Genomic DNA, 18,262 nt, shown 5'->3' with positions numbered 1-18,262 from the left:
GAGCCGTGCGGTGTTACGCGGTGCCCGTGAGGTGTTCCGGGCGCACGGGCGTCCGGTTCAGCTCCAGCCCGGTCGCGTTCCGGATCGCCGCGAGGACGGCCGGCGTGGACGACAGGGTCGGGGCCTCGCCGATGCCGCGCAGCCCGTACGGGGCGTGCTCGTCGGCGAGTTCGAGCACGTCGACCGGGATGGTCGGCGTGTCGAGGATGGTCGGGATCAGATAGTCCGTGAAGGAGGGGTTCCTGACCTTCGCGGTCTTCGGGTCCACGATGATCTCCTCCATCACCGCCACGCCCAGGCCCTGGGTGGTGCCGCCCTGGATCTGGCCGATGACGGAGAGCGGGTTGAGCGCCTTGCCCACGTCCTGGGCGCAGGCCAGCTCGATGACCTTGACCAGGCCCAGCTCGGTGTCGACCTCGACCACCGCGCGGTGGGCGGCGAAGGAGTACTGGACGTGTCCGTTGCCCTGGCCGGTGCGCAGGTCGAAGGCCTCGGTGGGGCGGTGCCGCCACTCCGCCTCGATCTCCACGACCTCGTCCTCCAGGACGTCGACCAGGTCGGCGAGGATCTCGCCGCCGTCGGTGACGACCTTGCCGCCCTCCAGCAGGAGTTCGGCCGTGGCCCAGGCCGGGTGGTAGGAGCCGAACTTGCGGCGCCCGATCTCCAGCACCCGCTCGCGGACCAGTTCGCAGGAGTTCTTCACCGCACCGCCGGTGACATAGGTCTGCCGGGAGGCCGAGGTGGAGCCGGCGGAGCCGACCTGGGTGTCGGCGGGGTGGATGGTCACCTGGGTGACACCGAGTTCGGTGCGGGCGATCTGCGCGTGGACGGTGACACCGCCCTGGCCGACCTCCGCCATCGCGGTGTGCACGGTGGCGACGGGCTCGCCGTTGATGACCTCCATGCGCACCTTGGCGGTGGAGTAGTCGTCGAAGCCCTCGGAGAAGCCGACGTTCTTGATGCCGACCGCGTAGCCGACGCCGCGTACGACGCCCTCGCCGTGCGTGGTGTTGGACAGGCCGCCGGGCAGCTGCCGTACGTCGGCGCCCTCGCTGGACTCCCACTGGCGCTCCGGCGGGAGCGGCATCGCCTTGACGCGGCGCAGCAGTTCGGCGACCGGGGCGGGCGAGTCGACGGGCTGGCCCGTCGGCATGATGGTGCCCTGCTCCATCGCGTTCAGCTGCCGGAACTCCACCGGGTCCATGCCGAGCTTCGCCGCCAGCTTGTCCATCTGCGCCTCGTAGGCGAAGCACGCCTGGACCGCGCCGAAGCCGCGCATGGCGCCGCAGGGCGGGTTGTTGGTGTAGAGGGCGATGGCCTCGATGTCCACGTCGTCGATGACGTACGGGCCGACCGACAGGGAGGAGGCGTTGCCGACGACCGCCGGGGAGGCGGAGGCGTAGGCGCCGCCGTCCAGGACGATCCGGCACTTCATGTGCGTGAGCTTGCCGTCCCTGGTGGCGCCGTGCTCGTAGTAGAGCTTCGCCGGGTGCCGGTGGACGTGCCCGAAGAAGGACTCGAACCGGTTGTAGACGATCTTGACCGGCTTGCCGGTGCGCAGCGCCAGCAGGCAGGCGTGGATCTGCATGGACAGGTCCTCGCGGCCGCCGAACGCGCCGCCGACGCCGGCCAGGGTCATCCGCACCTTCTTCTCGGGCAGGCCGAGGACGGGCGCGATCTGGCGCAGGTCGGAGTGGAGCCACTGGGTGGCGATGTAGAGGTGGACGCCGCCGTCCTCCTCCGGGACGGCGAGGCCGGACTCGGGGCCGAGGAAGGCCTGGTCCTGCATGCCGAAGGTGTACTCGCCCCTGACGATGACGTCGGCCCGCTGGGCGGCCTCGTCCGCGTTGCCGCGGACGATCGGCTGGCGGTGCACGATGTTCGGGTGCGGGACGTGCCCGGAGTGGTGGTCGTCGCGGCCCTCGTGGACGAGGATCGCGTCCGGCGCGAGGGCCGACTTCTCGTCGGTGATCACCGGAAGCTCGCGGTACTCGACCTTGATCTTGGCGGCGGCGCGGCGGGCCGTCTCCGGGTGGTCGGCGGCGACCAGCGCGACCGGCTCGCCGTGGTGGCGTACCTTGCCGTGCGCGAGGACCGGGGTGTCCTGGATCTCCAGGCCGTAGTTCTTCACCTCGGTGGGCAGGTCGTCGTAGGTGAGTACGGCGTACACGCCCGCCATGGCCAGGGCCTCGGAGGTGTCGATCGAGACGATCTCGGCGTGCGCGACGGTGGAGCGCAGGATCTGGCCCCACAGCATGTCCTCGTGCCACATGTCGGACGAGTAGGCGAACTCGCCGGTGACCTTCAGGGTGCCGTCCGGGCGGAGCGTGGACTCGCCGATGCCGCCCTTGGTCTGGGAACCCTGCGTGATCTTCGTAGGGGCGCCGTTGGTGGGCATCGTCAGACCTCCTCGGACTGCCGCGCGGCGGCGAGACGCACCGCGTCCATGATCTTCTCGTAGCCCGTGCAGCGGCACAGGTTGCCCGACAGCGCCTCGCGGATGTCCGCGTCGGTGGGGTTCGGGTTGCGCTCCAGCAGCTCGTCGGAGGCGACGAGCAGACCCGGGGTGCAGAAGCCGCACTGGACGGCGCCGGCGTCGATGAACGCCTGCTGGATCGGGGACAGCTCGGTGCCCTCGCCGGTCTGCGAGTCGGTGCCCTTGGCCTGCCAGTGCTGGGCGTCCTGAAGGGTCGTACCGCAGGCGCCGGAGGCGCAGCCGCCCTCGGCGCGCTGCTTGGCGTAGTCCGCGAGGCCCTCGACGGTCACCACGTCGCGGCCCTCGACCTGGCCGGCCGCGACCAGGCAGGAGCAGACCGGCACGCCGTCCAGGCGCACGGTGCAGGAGCCGCACTCACCCTGCTCACAGGCGTTCTTCGAACCCGGCAGGCCGAGGCGCTCGCGCAGGACGTAGAGGAGGGACTCGCCCTCCCAGACGTCGTCGGCCTCCTGCGGACGTCCGTTGACGGTGAAGTTGACGCGCATTACGCAGCTCCCTCAGATGCGCGGCGGGCGCCGCGGTACGACTCCCAGGTCCAGGTGAGCGTCCGGCGGGCCATCACACCGACCGCGTGGCGGCGGTAGCTCGCGGTGCCCCGGACGTCGTCGATCGGGTTGCAGGCGGCCGAGCACAGCTCGGCGAACCGCTTGGCGACCGACGGGGTGATGATCTTTCCGTTGTCCCAGAAGCCGCCCTCTTCCAGGGCCGCGTTCAGGAACTCCTCGGCGGTCCTGGCCCGGACCGGGGTCGGGGCGGCCGAGCCGATGCCGGTACGCACGGTGCGGGTCTCGGGGTGCAGCGCGAGACCGAAGGCGCACACGGCGATGACCATGGCGTTGCGGGTGCCGACCTTCGAGTACTGCTGCGGGCCGTCGGCCTTCTTGATGTGCACGGCGCGGATCAGCTCGTCGCGCTGGAGCGCGTTGCGCTTGACGCCGGTGTAGAACTCGTCGATCGGGATGAGCCGGGTGCCGCGGGCCGCCGACGCCACCTCGACCTCGGCGCCGGCCGCGAGCAGGGCGGGGTGGGCGTCCCCGGCGGGCGAGGCCGTGCCGAGGTTGCCGCCGACGCCGCCGCGGTTGCGGATCTGGGGGGAGGCGACGGTGTGCGAGGCGAGCGCGAGGCCCGGCAGCTCGGCACGGAGGTCCTCCATGATCCGGGTGTACGGGACGGAGGCACCGAGCCGCACGGCGTCCTCGCCGACCTCCCACTCGGAGAGATCGCCGATGCGGTTCAGATCGAGGAGATACTCGGGCCGGCGGTGGTCGAAGTTGATCTCGACCATCACATCGGTGCCACCCGCAATCGGCACAGCGGTGGGGTGCTCGGCCTTCGCGGCGAGCGCCTCCTCCCAGCTGGCAGGGCGAAGGAAGTCCATGACCGGCTCTCTTCTTCGTCTCGTGGGTCGTACAGATTGAGCCAATCCGTGTGCGGCGGGCCCGGCTCGTTCATGTGCTGTTAACGCGGAGTGGACTCAGTACACCGCCCTGTAGTCCGGCGGGGTCAGTCACCGAAACCATGAAGGAGTTGGCTGGCCGCGGAGGTCATCTTGTAGATTCGTATGAACGGAGGTCATCGGTAACCCCTCCGTTTTCCTGGAGAAACACAGGAATCGGCGGGGACACCCCGGCGCGCGCCCCGGCACGGACCGGGGGAGCACGGTGGCGGGAGTCCGCCCCGGCCCCCTCCAAGATTCATCGTAGGTTTCGAGACAAAGAACGGCGGCGAAGAGATGCGGCTGCGCGCACTGCTGGACACCGACGCGCTGGGCCTGCGGCTGCTCGGCGGCGAGGACGAGCTGGACCGCCAGGTCCGCGGGGTCATGACCACCGACCTGCGGGACCCGAGCCGCTACCTCTCCGGCGGGGAACTGGTGCTCACGGGCCTGGCCTGGCGCCGGGACGCGGACGACTCCGAACCGTTCGTGCGGATCCTGGCGCAGGCCGGGGTGGCGGCCCTCGCGGCCGGCGAGGCGGAGCTGGGCGATGTGCCGGACGACCTGGTGCTGGCCTGCGCCAGACACCGGCTGCCGCTGTTCGCGGTGCACGAGTCGGTGGCGTTCGCCTCGATCACCGAGCATGTCGTACGGCAGGTCTCCGGCGAGCGTGCCGGGGATCTCGCGGCGGTGGTGGACCGGCACCGGCGGATGATGACCTCGGGCCCGGCGGGCGGCGGTCCGGACGTGGTCCTGGACCTGCTCGGCTCCGACCTGGACCTGCGCGCCTGGGTGCTCTCCCCCACCGGCCGGCTGATCGCCGGCTCCAAGGAGGCGGGCCCGGCGCTGCCCGCCGACACCTGCGCCAAGCTCGCCGCCGAGCACCTGTCCGCCACCCGCACCGGCCGCCGCGGCCCGCACCGCGTGCTGCTGGCCGGCAGCACCTTCTCGCTCTTCCCGATCCGCTCCTCCGGCCGCTCCCCGCAGCCGTCCCGCGATGTGCGCGAGACCGTGCTCTCGGACTGGCTGCTGGCCGTGGAGGCGGACGCGGGCGACTGGCCCGAGGAGCGCCTGGACCTGCTCCAGGGCGTCACCCAGCTGATCTCCGTCGAGCGGGACCGCCGGGACGCGGCCCGTACGGTACGGCGCCGGCTCGCCCAGGAGGTGCTGGAGCTGGTGCAGACGGGCGCCGCGCCCGCCGAGATCGCCGCCCGCCTGCGGGTCGCCGCGCCGGTGCTGCTGCCCGGCCTCGGGGCCGCCCCGCACTGGCAGGTGGTGGTGGCCCGCGTGGAGTGGGAGGACAACGGGATCGAGGGCGGCCCGGTCGCCCAGTCGCTGCTGGAGGAGATCCTGGTCGACCCGCTGGCCACGGGCCCGGAGCCGTCCGACCGGATCGCGGTCGCGCACACCGGCGACGAGGCGATCGCCCTGGTGCCGCTCCCGGCGGTCTCCTCCGAGCACGACGGCTCCGAGACCGGTCTGCTGGCCGACGCGCTGCTCCAGGCCGTGCGGGAGCCGCTGTCGGCCGGCCTGGACGACGACGGGCGGCTCACCCTCGGCGTCAGCGCGGCCGTGCACTCGGCGGAGGGGCTGCGCGGCGCCCTGGAGGAGGCCCGGCACGCCCGCCGGGTGGCCGCCGCCCGCACCGGCCGGGTCTGCGCCGCCGGCCACCAGGAACTGGCCAGCCATGTGCTGCTGCTGCCGTTCGTGCCGGACGACGTCCGCCGCGCGTTCACGGCCCGCCTGCTGGACCCGCTGAAGGACTACGACCGCCGGCACCGGGCGGAGCTGATCCCGACCCTGGAGGCGTTCCTCGACTGCGACGGCTCCTGGACGCGCTGCGCCACCCGGCTCCACCTGCACGTCAACACGCTGCGCTACCGGGTCGGGCGGATCGAGCAGTTGACGGGCCGCGACCTCTCCCGGCTCGAGGACAAGCTGGACTTCTTCCTTGCGCTGCGGATGAGCTGAGGCGAAGCCCCGCCGGGGGCGCGCGACCGGGCAAACCATCTCGCGCCAACTCCCACCACTTTGTGAAATCTTTCACCCACCCCCTTGGCCCGGCCGGGCGATCGGTGCTGGAATGCCGCCACCACTCAACAGCTCGATGGCGTGCATGGGGAGGGCAACGTGGCGCATACCGCCATGTCTGGTAACGGAACCACCGGTGACGATCCGCTCCAGACCGCGGTATGGCGGCTGCGCAGCCGGGCCTGCTGGGCCGACGCCGCGGCCCTGCTGCCATCCGACACCGCGCCCACGGCGTTGCAGCGGGCCACTCTGTTCGTCGAACGGTGTCTGTACACCGAGCGGGGCTGGGCGGAGGCCGAGGACGCGCTGCGCACCGCGGAGGCGCTCGCGCACAGCGACGAGGAGCGCGGCGCGGCCGCCTGCGAGCGGGGCCAACTCGCCTACGCGGCAACGCTGCACGGCGTCCGGGACCGGGCCGACGAGGCGCGGGCCGCGCTGGGCCGGGCGGCGGCGCTGCTGCCGCCCGGGTCGGCCGGGCGGGCGCTGCTGGACTTCCGCCGGGGGCTGCTCGCCGAGAACCTCACCCGCTCCCCGCAGGCGGCCCGCGCCGCCTACCGCCGGGCGCACGCGGCCGCCGCCGCGCACGCCGACCCGCTGCTGCTCTCCTTCACCTGGCGGCACCTGGCCGGACTCGCCCTGCGCGACGGGGAGTTGGCCGAGGCGCGGCACGGCTTCGCCGAATCCCTGCGGCTGCGCGAGGAGTTGGGCTACCTGGTGGGTACGGCACCCGCGCTCGTCTCGCTGGCGGACACGGAGGAGGAGCCGGAGGCCTCCCGGCTGCGCGAGGAGGCCCGGCGGCTGTTCCGGCTGCTCGGCGGAGTGCCCACCTGGCTGGCACGCCAGCTAGCGCCCCCGGCGCCGGGAGCGGCGACGGCCTGAGAAGGAACTGAGAGATTCGTGTGCGAGGGTGGCGCGCCCCCGAAGACCCCTCTCAGGAGAGCGCCCCGATGAGCCTCGTCAACGGCCTTCCGGCCCATGTCCTGCTGGTCCACGTCGTCGTGGTCCTCGTCCCGCTGACCGCGCTCGCCCTGGTGGCCGCCGCGATATGGCCGGCCGCCGCCCGGCGGCTGGGCGTGCTGCTGCCCGGACTCGCCTTCGTGGCCCTGGCCAGTGTGCCGCTGACCACGCAGGCGGGTGAGTGGCTGGAGCGGCACGTCGAGGACGACGCGCTGGTCCGCCGCCACACCGAGCTGGGCGACGGTCTGCTGCCGTGGGCGCTGGGTCTGTTCGTGCTGGCGGCGGTGGTGTGGTGGGCGACCCGCGCCACGAAGGGCAGCCGCCGGCTGAACTCGCTGCCGGTGCGGATCGCCGTGGGCGTGCTGTCGGTGGGCGTGGCGGCGGGCGCGGTGGTCGACGTCTACCGGATCGGTGACTCGGGCGCGAAGGCCGCGTGGCACGACGCCTACTCGAAGCAGGGCCACGGAGCGGCCGACGGCTCCTGAGGCCTTCCGCCGGCGGGAGCCGGGCCGCCCCGGCTACGCGGCGGCGAAGTGCCCGGAGACCAGTCCCCGCACCGCGTCCGCGTCCCCCGCCACCAGTGCGTCCAGCAGGGCCAGGTGTTCGGTCGCGTCCGCGAGCAGGTCCGCCCGGGTGTGCCGGACCGGGCCGCCGACCAGGGGCCACTGGGAGCGGCGGTGCACGTCCTCGGCGATGCGGACCAGCTGCTCGTTGCCGGAGAGCCCGAGCAGCGCGCCGTGGAAGGCCCGGTCGGTCTCGGCGTACGCGGCCGGGCACCCGGCACCGGCCGCCCGCACCGTCTCCTCGGCGAGCGGCCGCAGTGCGGCCCACCGCTCGGCGGGCACCGTACGGGCGAGCCGCAGCAGCACCGGCACCTCCAGGAGCGCCCGCACCTCCACCAGCTCGGCCAGTTCCCGCGCCCCGCGCTCGACGACCCGGAAGCCGCGGTTGGGCACGACCTCGACGGCGCCCTCCAGGGCGAGCTGCTGCATGGCCTCCCGGACGGGCGTGGCCGAGACCCCGAACCGCTCGCCGAGCACCGGAGCCGAATAGACCTCGCCGGGCCGCAGCTCCCCGACCACCAGCGCCGTGCGCAGGGCGTCCAGGATCTGCGCACGCACCGAGGAGCGCTGCACGGCGGAGCGCGCCGCGGGGAGCGGCCGCTCGCCGTGCGTGTGCTCGCCGCGCGCGCCCGGCACGGCCGTGTCCCGCTCCCGTGCGCCGTCCAGGGCGGCGGCCGCGAGCGTCTGCGCCGGCGTCCGGCTCACTCCCTGCTCCACGGGTCCTCCTGGCGGCTTGTCGGTACTTGGGGTCATTAACGGCGGGTTGTCGCTTGTCCGTCAAGCACCTTAGGCGCCCGAGGCGACAGTTCAAATTCGATCGAAAGTGAGTAAGGTAAGGCTTACCTTCACGATTTTGTCCGCGATCAAGGACCGGTGGTTTCGCCATGCCCGCTGCGGCCTCCCCGTTCACCGCCGCGTACGACCGTCTGCACGCCGGCTTCCCCGGCCTGACCGTGACCGTGTCGGCCCCGGGCGAGGAGATCCCGGGCGACGGCGGCTGGGTGGAGGCCGCCGGGCTCGCGGCGGGCGGCGCCGCGCTGGACGCCTATCTGGCCTGGGACGCCGCCCAGGTGCTGCGCGACTACGGCCGCGAGGCCCGGCCGGACGTCGTCGCGAGCTTCGGGCTGCACCGCTACGCCTGGCCCGCCTGTCTGCTGGTCACCGTGCCGTGGTTCCTGCACCGCCGGGTGCCCCGGCTGCCCGTGACACACGTCGCCTACGACCGCGACGGCGGGCGGATGGCCGTACGCGCGCCGCTCTCCTTCGCCTGCCTGCCGGGCGACCCGGCGGCCGCGCTGCCCGGGGCCGTCGTCGTACCGGACGAGGAGGCGCTGCGCGGCGAGGTGCGGGCGGCCGTGGCCGAGCACCTGGAGCCCCTGCTGGCCACCTTCGGGCCGCGGATGCGGCGGCGCGGCCGGGCGCTGTGGGGCATGGTGACCGACGAGGTGGTGGAGGGGCTGTGGTACGTCGCCCGGATGCTGGGCGAGGAGGAGCGGGCAGTGCGCGAGCTGGAGCTGCTGCTGCCCGGCGCCACCCGGCCGTACGCCGGCGCGGCCGCGTTCCGGATGCCGGCCGACCCCGACGGCACCCCCGTGGCCACCCGCGAGCGGACCAGTTGTTGCATGTTCTACACCGTGCGCCCCGAGGACACCTGTGCCACCTGTCCGCGCATCTGCACCACCGTCAGGCCGACGGTGTCGGCAGCGGCCTGACGGGGCATCGGGCGGCAGGAGCACGGGCCGGCGTCCACTAAGATCACCGGCAGCGGCAACCCGGAGGACTGCCCGGCGACGGACAGGTCATTCACAACTTCCTCACGAATCGCAGGAACTTTCCGAGGAACCATCCGTACGGGTAGTCTTATTCGAACTCAACTCCCGCCCCTCAAGCGGCAGTTCGAGCAGAACGCCGTCTTGGGCATCCCCTTGCACCTCCTTGGCGGCCTCTTGCCCCGAAACCCCCTGAGGGCCGTCGGGAGTGGGCCACTATGGCGGGCGTTACGCCCTATCCCAATGCAAGGGACCCCTGATGAGACTGACCGACATATCGCTGAACTGGCTGCTTCCGGGCGCCGTACTGCTCCTGGGCATGCTGGTGGCGGTGGCGGTGCTCGCGCGCGGCAAGCGCTCCTCCGGGGAGAACGCGAACGCGGACGACTCGTGGGAGCGCAGCGAGGAGCGCCGGCGGCGCAAGGAGGCCATCTACGGCACTGCCTCCTACGTCCTGTTGTTCTGCTGTGCGGCGGTCGCGGCCGCCCTCTCCTTCCACGGCCTCGTCGGCTTCGGCGAACAGAACCTGGGGCTGACCGACGGCTGGCAGTACCTGGTGCCGTTCGGCCTGGACGGTGCGGCGATGTTCTGCTCCGTCCTCGCCGTGCGCGAGGCCAGCCACGGTGACGCGGCGCTCGGCTCCCGGATACTGGTGTGGATGTTCGCCGCCGCGGCGGCCTGGTTCAACTGGGTGCACGCGCCCCGGGGCGCCGGTCACGCGGGCGCCCCGCAGTTCTTCTCCGGCATGTCGCTCTCCGCGGCCGTGCTGTTCGACCGGGCGCTGAAGCAGACCCGCCGGGCCGCGCTGCGCGAGCAGGGCCTGGTGCCGCGGCCGCTGCCGCAGATCCGCGTGGTGCGCTGGATGCGGGCCCCGCGCGAGACCTACCGCGCCTGGTCGCTGATGCTCCTGGAGGGCGTGCGCAGCCTGGACGAGGCGGTCGAGGAGGTCCGCGACGACATGCGGCAGAAGGAGGAGGAGCGGCAGCGCCGGCGCGACCAGCAGCGCCTGGACCGGGCCCAGCTCAAGGCCATCAGCCGGGGCCACCGCGGCTTCGTCGGCCGGGGCGGCGGCCGCGAGGTCGAGGTCGAGGTGCAGGCGGTGGAGCGCGGCCCCGGGACGGCCACCGCGGAGCCTGCCATATCCACCGCGGAGCAGCTGCCGGTACGCGCCCGACCCTCCCTTCAGCCGGTCCGCCCCGGAGCTGAGCCGGTGACCACCGTCGACCTCACCGCGGAGGACGACACCCAGGCCCTGCCGCGCCTGGACTCCCTGGAACGCAAGCTCAAGGACCTGGAGCAGCAGTTCGGCTGATCCGTCCGCGGGCAGCCGCCGCACAGGGGACGGACACACGGGACGGGGGCGCGACCACACGGGTCGCGCCCCCGTCCCGTGCGCGTCTGTCGCCGTACCCGCCCTGCCCGCGCGTCGGCAGGATCCGGAAGACAGCGCCTAGGCCGCCTCGGCGTCCAGGTGGAACCACACCGACTTGCCCACGCCGTGCGGCCGTACGCCCCAGGCGTCCGCGAGGGACTCCACCAGGACCAGGCCCCGGCCGTGCGTGTCCTCGTCCCCCTCCGGGGCGTGCAGCTCGGGTCTACGGCCCACGAAGTCCCGTACCTCCACGCGCAGTCCGTCCGGTCCGACGACGGCCGTCAGCACGGCGTCGTGGTCGGTGTGCACCAGGGCGTTGGTGACGAGTTCGCTGGTGAGCAGCTCGGCTATCTCGGAGCGGCCCGGTCTGCCCCAGTGCCGCAGCAGTGCGCGCAGCTCCCGCCGGGCCTCGGGCACCGCCCGCAGATCCGCCCGCCCCAGCCTGCGCCGGAGCCGGTGCGCGTGTTCGGTGATGGTGTCGGACCCTGCCCCCACGGCGTCCCCCGCCTCGTCCCCCGTCGTCGCCGAGAAGGCCCCGACGGCCCTGGAACCGCCTCCTCGCGCCTGCCTCTTCATGACCCCCGCCCGCACGCCGCTCGGACCCTGCCCCTGGTGGTCGAACACGTTCACGGGGGATGCTTGCCCAGCGGGCTCCCGGGCAGTCCTTTGGCCGCCCCGATGACCGGCGGTTCGGCCACGCTCGCGCCCTTCGTCCGGCACCCGCCGGACGCCGCCGCGGCCCTTCGGCCACCCTCCGGCACTGCGCAGGCCGCCCCGGACACCCCGGGACACCGGCCGGGACGGACCGGACACCCCTGGTGACCCCCTCCCCACCTCGGCCGAAACTGGCCGAAATCCGATCCCCGCGGCGAGGGGTGGGCCGGCTCAGGGCCGCGGTACGTTGCGCAGGTTGGACCGGGCCATCTGGAGCATCCGGCCGACCCCGCCGTCCAGCACGATCTTCGACGCGGACAGCGCGAAGCCGGTGACCATCTCGGCGCTGATCTTCGGTGGGATGGACAGGGCGTTGGGGTCCGTGACGATGTCGACCAGCGCCGGACCCCGGTGCCGGAAGGCGTCCCGGAGCGCCCCGGCGAGCTGCTTGGGCTTCTCGACCCGGACCCCGTACGCCCCGCAGGCGCGGGCGACGGCGGCGAAGTCGGGGTTGGTGTTGGCGGTGCCGTACGAGGGCAGCCCGGAGACCAGCATCTCCAGCTCCACCATGCCGAGGGAGGAGTTGTTGAACAGTACGACCTTCACCGGAAGGTCGTACTGCACGAGGGTCAGGAAGTCGCCCATGAGCATGGAGAAGCCGCCGTCGCCGGACATCGAGACCACCTGCCGGCGCCGGTCGGTGAACTGGGCGCCGATCGCCATCGGCAACGCGTTCGCCATCGACCCGTGCGAGAAGGAACCGATGATCCGGCGCCGCCCGTTGGGCGAGACGTACCGTGCCGCCCACACGTTGCACATCCCGGTGTCGACGGTGAACACCGCGTCGTCGGCGGCGATCTCGTCCAGGACCGCCGCCACGTACTCGGGGTGGATCGGGACGTGCTTGTCGACCTTGCGGGTGTACGCCTTGACCACGCCCTCCAGGGCGTCGGCGTGTCTGCGCAGCATCCGGTCGAGGAAGCGCCGGTCCGTCTTCTCCCGCACCCGCGGGATCAGGCAGCGCAGCGTCTCGCGGACGTCGCCCCACACGGCGAGGTCGAGCCGGGACCGGCGGCCGAGGACCTCCGGCCGTACGTCGATCTGGGCGATGCGGACGTCGTCGGGCAGGAAGGCGTTGTACGGGAAGTCGGTGCCGAGCAGGATCAGCAGATCGCACGCGTGGGTGGCCTCGTAGGCGGCGCCGTAGCCGAGGAGGCCGCTCATGCCGACGTCGTACGGGTTGTCGTACTGGATGAACTCCTTGCCCCGCAGGGCGTGTCCGACGGGTGCCTTGATCCGCCCGGCGAACTCCATCACCTCGGCGTGCGCCCCGGCCGTGCCGCTGCCGCAGAACAGGGTGACCTTGCCGGCCGCGTCGATCATCTCCACCAGCGCGTCCAGCTCGGCGTCGCCGGGCCGCACGGTGGGCCGGGAGGTGACGAGGGCACTCTCGGGGGCCTTGTCCGGGGCGGGTTCGGCGGCGATGTCGCCGGGCAGCGCGACCACGCTGACCCCGCGGCGGCCGACCGCGTGCTGGATGGCGGTCTGCACCAGGCGGGGCATCTGCTTCGGGCTGGAGATCAGCTCGCTGTAGTGGCTGCACTCGGTGAAGAGCCGGTCCGGGTGGGTCTCCTGGAAGTAGCCGAGGCCGATCTCGCTGGAGGGGATGTGCGAGGCGAGGGCGAGCACCGGGGCCATCGAGCGGTGGGCGTCGTAGAGGCCGTTGATCAGGTGCAGATTGCCGGGGCCGCAGGAGCCGGCGCAGGCGGCCAGCCGCCCGGTGACCTGGGCCTCGGCGCCGGCGGCGAACGCGGCGCTCTCCTCGTGGCGCACATGGATCCAGTCGATGGCGGCGTTGCGGCGCACGGCGTCGACGACCGGGTTGAGGCTGTCGCCGACCACCCCGTAGAGGCGGCGCACGCCGGCGCGCACCAGCAGGTCGACGAACTGCTCGGCTACGTTCTGCTTGGCCATGCACCCATACAGGCACAGGTCGCCGCGTCACGCCTCCCACACGGCCGCGGCCGTACGGTCGTCGGCGTACCCCTTCACCCGCACCTGGACGTCGGCGAGGAACGCGGCGAGACCGGGCGCGGCCCGGCCGGACCAGCGGCGGGCCAGATAGGCGCAGAGGGCGGGCTCGCCGTGCAGCGGGTCGGCCAGGCCCGCGGTGCTCATCACCAGCAAATCACCCGGGCGGGCTACCGAGGCCCGGAACCGGAACGGTTCGCGGGGCGGCTCCGGGGCGGGCTCGTAGGGGCTCGGCGGGGTCGGGATGCCGAGGTCCATGGTCAGCCGGTCGCCCTCCGGGGTCCGTTCCGGGACCGAGCCGAAGCCGAGCACGGGACCGCCGCCGGTGTCGTCCGGCGGCGACGGGCGCGGCTCGATGTCCTGCCACTCGCCGCCGCGCAGCCGGAACAGCCCGCCGTCGCCGACGCCGAAGAAGACGCGGGTACGGCAGTCCGGGTCGGCGGGCAGCAGCAGACAGCGCAGGGTCGCCGTGTACTCCTCGGGGTCGATGCCCTGCTCGACGGCGCTCGCCCGGAGCCTGCCGAGGCTGCGGTCGGTGAGCCGGTGCAGACCCGACTTGAGGTCGCCGCGCCGGGCCGCGTGGATGTCCTCGGCCAGCCGCCGATGGCTGCGGCCCACCGCCCGGCCGATCCACCGGCAGGCCTCGGCGGCCGCCAGATGCGCGCCCGGGGTGCCGCGGGCGCCGGTCGCCATCGCGACGAGCAGCAGTGCCTGTCCGCCCGTCCCGAACCGCGCGGTGAGCAGCACGTCCCGGCGGGGCTCGCCCCGGTAGCGCGCCGAGTCCCCGCGCACCGACGCGGCCCGCAGCGTGCACGCCCCGTACCGGGCCCCGTCCAGCACGGTGTCCGCGACCAGCTCCTCCAGGGTGTCCGGATCGGCGGCGGGCAGCGCGGTGGGTTCGGGGGCGTAGGTGGGCGGTCCGGAGCCGACGTAGTCGGGGGCGGGGGGTACGCCGGGGGCGGCGGGGGGAGGTGCGGGGGCCGGCGGGGGTGGGGGCGCCATAGGTGTCGAGGGGGGCGTCGGGCCCGCGGGCGCGGTGGGGGGCGGGGGTGGCGCGGAGGGGGGCGGGGGTGGGGTGTGGGCGGCCCGTGGCCGCGGGACCGCGGGTTCCCGGGCGCCGGAGTCCACTGCGGCGGGCTCCGCGCCGGTCCCGGCGTCGGACTCCCCGCCGGACGCCGCGTCGGCGTGGGGGGTGGGAGGGGGCGATGGTGGTTCGGGCGGCCGCTCCGTCACCGCCTTCTTCGCCGAGGCGAAGCGGTCGTCCAGGGAATCCGGCGCGGCCGTGGGGCCGGTGTCCGCGGTGGAGTCGTCGTACAGCTGCCCCCACCAGTCGTCCCCCTGGCGGGCGTTGCTTCCCCCCTGCTGGCTCATGCCCTTCATTGTCCACCGCACGGGCCGTGTGAAAACGGGGCATCGGGAAAATCCGGCGCGGCACGCATGATCGAGCGGCGTGTCGGGCGAGTGGGCGAACAGCCGTACGAGAAAGGGCGGTTGATGGTCGCCGGCCGGGATGACGACCCGGCTCCGGCTGGGCCGGGCCGCCCGCGAGTGGGACGGCGTCACCCGCCGAGCCGCCCGGTGACCTGCGGCTTCTTCCGTTGTCCGGCACTCTGGGCAGATGGGAGTGTGGGAACTCCTGCTGGTCGGGGTTGTGCTCGTGCTCGGCCTGTGCGGAGTGCTGGTGCCCGGGGTGCCGGGGTCGTGGCTGGTGTGGGCCGCGGTCCTGTGGTGGGCGCTGACCGATCCGCGGCCGGTCGCCTGGGGTGTGCTGGTGGGCGCCACCGGGGTGCTGCTGCTGGCGCAGATGGCGCGCTGGGCGCTGCCGCCGCGGCGGCTGCGGGAGAGCGGCGCGACGCCGCTGATGGCGGTGTACGCGGGCGTCGGCAGCCTGCTCGGGTTCGTGGTGCTGCCGGTGCTGGGCGCGGTGCCGGGTTTCCTGGCGGGGATCTATCTGCACGAGCGGCTTCGGCTGGGGCGGCACGGCGAGGCGATGGCCGCGCTGCGGACGGCCATGGGGGCGGGGGGCGCGAGCGTGCTGGCGGAGCTGTTCGCGTGCCTGCTGATCGTGGGGGCGTGGCTGGGAGCGGTGGTCGCGGGCTGAGCCCACGGGCCGGAACACCGCGCGCCGCAGGTGCTACGCCCAGGGGCGGCGGGCGAGGGCCTGGTGGACCGTGTGGGCGATCGCGGCCATGCCCGCGTCGTCGAAGTGGAGGTGGTCTCCGGGGTCGTAGCCGGGCCGGATGCGGGTGGGGTCGGCCGGGTCGCGGACGGCGGCGTCGGCGTCGGCGACCGCGTCGAAGGCGCGGCCGGTGCGGATGAAGGCGTTGACCTGCTGCCGTACCGCCTCGCGGGCGGCGGTGTAGGCGGGGTAGCCGCGGAACGGGGTGAGGGTGACCCCGACGACCCGGATGCCCCGGGCGTGGGCGCGGGCGGCGATGGCGCGGTAGGCGTCCGCGTAGGCGGCGGGGTCGCTCGCCTCCGGGCTGCCCTTGATGTCGTTGATGCCCTCGAAGACGACCAGGACGCGCACCCCCGGCCGGTTCAGCGCGTCGGCGTCCAGGCGGGTGAGCGCGCTGGGGCCGACCCCGTCGTGCAGCAGGCGGTTGCCGCCGATGCCGGCGTTGAGGACGCCGAGCCGGTGCGGGCCCAGTTCCTCGGCGAGCCGGTCGGGCCAGCGGTGGTTGGTGTCGGCGGTGGAGCCGGTGCCGTCGGTGAGGGAGTCACCGAACGCGACGATGCTGCCGGCGGCGGGGCCGCGGACGTCGACGCCGGTGACGTAGTACCAGTGGCTGGTGGTCGTGGTGTACGCGGCGCCGGTCTCGTCGGCTGCCTGGCCGGCGCCGACCGGGGCGAGGTAGCTGGTCTGGAGGGCGCTGCGGTGGTAGGTGGCGGGGCCGTCGTCGTCCGGGGTGTAGACGCTGACGAGCAGGTCGGCGCCGGCCGGGACGCGCAGCGGCACCGGGTCGGTGAGGGTGTCCCGGCCGGGCGGCACGGTGACCGTGCGGGCCCCCCGGAAGGTGGCGGTGCGCAGGGTGCCGGGCAGCGCGTCCGGGCCGGCCCCGCGGCGCAGTGCGACGGTGACGGTCCCGAGGTGCAGCGGCGCGGTGCCGAGGCGGTTGCTGAGCCGTACCCGCACGGCGCTGCCGCCGACGCTGAGGTGGACGACATCACGGACGGCGGCGCCGGGCCGGGCGGCGGCGGTGCCGGACGGCGCCGTCTCCCAGCTTCCGGTCCAGCGCGGCGGCGCCGGTGCCTCGGCCGCCGCCCTTGCCGTGCCCGGCGCCAGCGCCAGCAGCAGGACCGCCAGGAACCGCCCGACCTTGGTCATGCACGTGCCCGCCCTTCCGAGGCTTCCCGAGGCTCCTCGGAGCCGACGGTGCCACACGGCCACGCGGTCCCACCGGAACCTCCACGCCGTACCACCCGTCCGGCGCAGCGGACGGAGCGCGACGGGCCTCGGACGAACGATGCGGAGCTATGCGGCCTCGGGTCGCTCCGTGCGCCGGGCCGGGGCGGGATCCGGTGCGTCCTCGTACGGGCCGGACTCGGCTTCCCCGAAGTCCGGGGCCTGGAAGGGGTTGTTCGCCGGAGGCGGCGATGCCGGGGCGGAGGAGCGGGGCTGGCCCTCCGGGGCGGAGAACAGCGAGGTCAGGTCGATGGGAGATCTCTCTTTCGTGTCAGGCCCCGGACGGGGCCTGGTGTGCCGTGACCGGGCACAGCGGTTCTACAGCTTGGTCATCTTGGCGTAGGGGCTCAGGATCCGCATCTGTGCCGAGCCGAAATCGACGAGCGCGGCGATGCCGTCCTCGATGCCGACGACCCGGCCGAGGCCGTACACGTCGTGGGTGACCTGGTCACCCATGGCGAAGTGCTTGGGAACCGGTACGACCGGGGCCTTGAAGGGGCTGGTGGGCAGATGGCGCTTGGGTGCAGCAGACGGGGTCATAGCTCAGTATGCGCCCATCCGGGGACAGCTCGCTGTGGTTGTCGACACAGATTCGCATCGGAACAGCCGCGTCACGGCACCGACGGGCGGTCGCGCTCGGTGTCCGTCATGAAGTCCAGCATGGCCCGGTTGGTCTCGGCGGCCAGGTCGATCTGGGGGCCGTGGCCGGTGCCGGAGAGGATGTCCGCCCGGGCGCCCGGTATCAGCCGGGGCACGCGCTCGGCCTGCCGCTGCGGGTGCACCAGCAGGCTGCGCCGGCCGAGCACCAGGTACAACGGGGTGCGCACGGTGGCCAGTTCGGCGTCGGACAGGGGCAGCGGGGCCGGCCGGCGGATGCGGTAGGCGCGCACCCCGGCGTGGACCATGGCGCGCAGCTCCGGCACGACCAGCACGGGCTGTTCCAGCCAGGCCGCGAGCCGGGGCCGCAGCGCCTTGGGGGCGAAGGTCGCGAGGAGGCTGACGAAGATCCACGCGAAGAAGCGCAGCCCCACCTTCTCCAGTCCGCCGGGGTCGAGCAGTGTGACGGAGGCGAGGCGGTCCGGCCTGCGGTGCGCCTGGTTCAGGGCGAGCCAGCCGCCGTAGGAGGTGCCGACGAGGTGCACCTGGTCGAGGCCGAGCCCGGCCAGCGTCTCGTCCAGCCACTCGGCGGCCCGTGCGGGCTCGTGGAGGGGGGCGCGCTGCACGCTGCGGCCGGGATCGCCGGGGGTGTCGATCGCGTAGACGGTGCGTTCGGCGCTGAGCGCGGGGGTGTTCGGGTACCACATGGCGGAGCAGGAGCCCGCACCGTGCACCAGGACGACGGGGGTGCGGTCGCGGGCGGCCGGGTCGGCGGGGTCGTAGCGGTAGACGTGGGTGGTGCCGGCGAACGTCTCGACGTCCTGCTCCCAGGACGCGGGCGCACCCAGCGCGTAGACCGCGTCGCAGGCCGCGTAGTAGCGGTCGCGCCAGGTGTCGCTGACGAAGCGGCCGACGTCGGGCCGGGAACGGGCGCTTGCGGACTCGGGCAC

General features: G+C 73.7%; 16 protein-coding genes. 6 read left to right on the top strand and 10 right to left on the bottom strand.

The window, feature by feature from the left end; translation table 11 throughout:
• Positions 1-13: 13 nt before the first annotated feature.
• The 3 genes from ACFVIU_RS05405 to ACFVIU_RS05395 are packed head-to-tail and all read right to left on the bottom strand — an operon-like array spanning position 14 to position 3,875.
• Positions 14-2,398, bottom strand: coding sequence for a xanthine dehydrogenase family protein molybdopterin-binding subunit (locus ACFVIU_RS05405; protein WP_385840765.1), 2,385 nt, complete (start codon positions 2,396-2,398; stop codon positions 14-16).
• A gap of 2 nt (positions 2,399-2,400) precedes the next feature.
• Complete coding sequence (locus tag ACFVIU_RS05400) at positions 2,401-2,982, bottom strand: (2Fe-2S)-binding protein (RefSeq protein ID WP_385840764.1); 582 nt, start codon at positions 2,980-2,982, stop codon at positions 2,401-2,403.
• The gene (locus ACFVIU_RS05395) at positions 2,982-3,875 is read right to left on the bottom strand and encodes an FAD binding domain-containing protein (RefSeq protein ID WP_385840763.1); all 894 of its coding nucleotides are present in this window, start codon (positions 3,873-3,875) and stop codon (positions 2,982-2,984) included. Before ACFVIU_RS05395 ends, ACFVIU_RS05400 begins: the two co-directional genes overlap by 1 nt.
• A gap of 354 nt (positions 3,876-4,229) precedes the next feature.
• Here ACFVIU_RS05395 and ACFVIU_RS05390 point away from each other — a divergent pair, with 354 nt between their 5' ends.
• The 3 genes from ACFVIU_RS05390 to ACFVIU_RS05380 all read left to right on the top strand — a co-directional run bounded on the left by ACFVIU_RS05390 (position 4,230) and on the right by ACFVIU_RS05380 (position 7,405).
• Positions 4,230-5,903 (top strand): PucR family transcriptional regulator, encoded by a 1,674-nt coding sequence (locus ACFVIU_RS05390; RefSeq protein WP_385840762.1) that lies wholly within the window; start codon positions 4,230-4,232, stop codon positions 5,901-5,903.
• A 174-nt stretch (positions 5,904-6,077) separates the two neighbouring features.
• Entirely contained in the window at positions 6,078-6,842 is a 765-nt protein-coding gene (locus ACFVIU_RS05385; RefSeq protein ID WP_385840760.1) for a hypothetical protein, read from the top strand.
• Between the two features lie 68 nt (positions 6,843-6,910).
• Positions 6,911-7,405 carry a DUF2231 domain-containing protein gene (locus tag ACFVIU_RS05380; RefSeq protein WP_385840759.1) on the top strand — a complete coding sequence of 165 codons (495 nt, stop codon included), beginning with the start codon at positions 6,911-6,913 and terminating at the stop codon, positions 7,403-7,405.
• A gap of 33 nt (positions 7,406-7,438) precedes the next feature.
• Here the strand turns inward: ACFVIU_RS05380 and ACFVIU_RS05375 are convergent, their stop codons facing one another.
• Positions 7,439-8,236, bottom strand: a complete 798-nt coding sequence (locus tag ACFVIU_RS05375; protein ID WP_385840758.1) for a GntR family transcriptional regulator — start codon at positions 8,234-8,236, stop codon at positions 7,439-7,441.
• A 131-nt stretch (positions 8,237-8,367) separates the two neighbouring features.
• Here ACFVIU_RS05375 and ACFVIU_RS05370 point away from each other — a divergent pair, with 131 nt between their 5' ends.
• Positions 8,368-9,195, top strand: a complete 828-nt coding sequence (locus ACFVIU_RS05370) for a (2Fe-2S)-binding protein (RefSeq protein WP_385840757.1) — start codon at positions 8,368-8,370, stop codon at positions 9,193-9,195.
• A 316-nt stretch (positions 9,196-9,511) separates the two neighbouring features.
• Positions 9,512-10,564 carry a DUF2637 domain-containing protein gene (locus ACFVIU_RS05365; protein WP_385840756.1) on the top strand — a complete coding sequence of 351 codons (1,053 nt, stop codon included), beginning with the start codon at positions 9,512-9,514 and terminating at the stop codon, positions 10,562-10,564.
• Positions 10,565-10,702: 138 nt separating this feature from the next.
• Here the strand turns inward: ACFVIU_RS05365 and ACFVIU_RS05360 are convergent, their stop codons facing one another.
• From ACFVIU_RS05360 to ACFVIU_RS05350, 3 genes are all read right to left on the bottom strand, one after another.
• Entirely contained in the window at positions 10,703-11,200 is a 498-nt protein-coding gene (locus tag ACFVIU_RS05360; protein ID WP_385840839.1) for an ATP-binding protein, read from the bottom strand.
• Between the two features lie 309 nt (positions 11,201-11,509).
• Complete coding sequence (locus ACFVIU_RS05355; protein WP_385840755.1) at positions 11,510-13,252, bottom strand: pyruvate dehydrogenase; 1,743 nt, start codon at positions 13,250-13,252, stop codon at positions 11,510-11,512.
• Positions 13,253-13,279: 27 nt separating this feature from the next.
• On the bottom strand, positions 13,280-14,680 hold the full coding sequence (locus ACFVIU_RS05350; protein ID WP_385840754.1) for a protein phosphatase 2C domain-containing protein: 1,401 nt from the start codon (positions 14,678-14,680) through the stop codon (positions 13,280-13,282).
• A 247-nt stretch (positions 14,681-14,927) separates the two neighbouring features.
• On the opposite strand from ACFVIU_RS05350, the gene ACFVIU_RS05345 reads away from it, so the two are divergent.
• Positions 14,928-15,410, top strand: coding sequence for a DUF456 domain-containing protein (locus ACFVIU_RS05345; protein WP_385840753.1), 483 nt, complete (start codon positions 14,928-14,930; stop codon positions 15,408-15,410).
• Between the two features lie 33 nt (positions 15,411-15,443).
• Here ACFVIU_RS05345 and ACFVIU_RS05340 read toward each other — a convergent pair whose 3' ends face one another.
• The 3 genes from ACFVIU_RS05340 to ACFVIU_RS05330 all read right to left on the bottom strand — a co-directional run bounded on the left by ACFVIU_RS05340 (position 15,444) and on the right by ACFVIU_RS05330 (position 18,262).
• Positions 15,444-16,637, bottom strand: a complete 1,194-nt coding sequence (locus ACFVIU_RS05340; protein ID WP_385840751.1) for a GDSL-type esterase/lipase family protein — start codon at positions 16,635-16,637, stop codon at positions 15,444-15,446.
• 396 nt (positions 16,638-17,033) lie between these two features.
• A complete protein-coding gene (locus ACFVIU_RS05335; protein WP_385840750.1) occupies positions 17,034-17,255 on the bottom strand; it encodes a hypothetical protein in 222 nt (73 codons plus the stop codon).
• 71 nt (positions 17,256-17,326) lie between these two features.
• Positions 17,327-18,262, bottom strand: a complete 936-nt coding sequence (locus ACFVIU_RS05330) for an alpha/beta fold hydrolase (protein WP_385840748.1) — start codon at positions 18,260-18,262, stop codon at positions 17,327-17,329.

Source organism: Streptomyces sp. NPDC127190, from assembly GCF_042672505.1.
In the GTDB taxonomy this organism is placed as follows: domain Bacteria; phylum Actinomycetota; class Actinomycetes; order Streptomycetales; family Streptomycetaceae; genus Streptomyces.
This window is presented reverse-complemented; position numbering and strand designations above follow the sequence as displayed.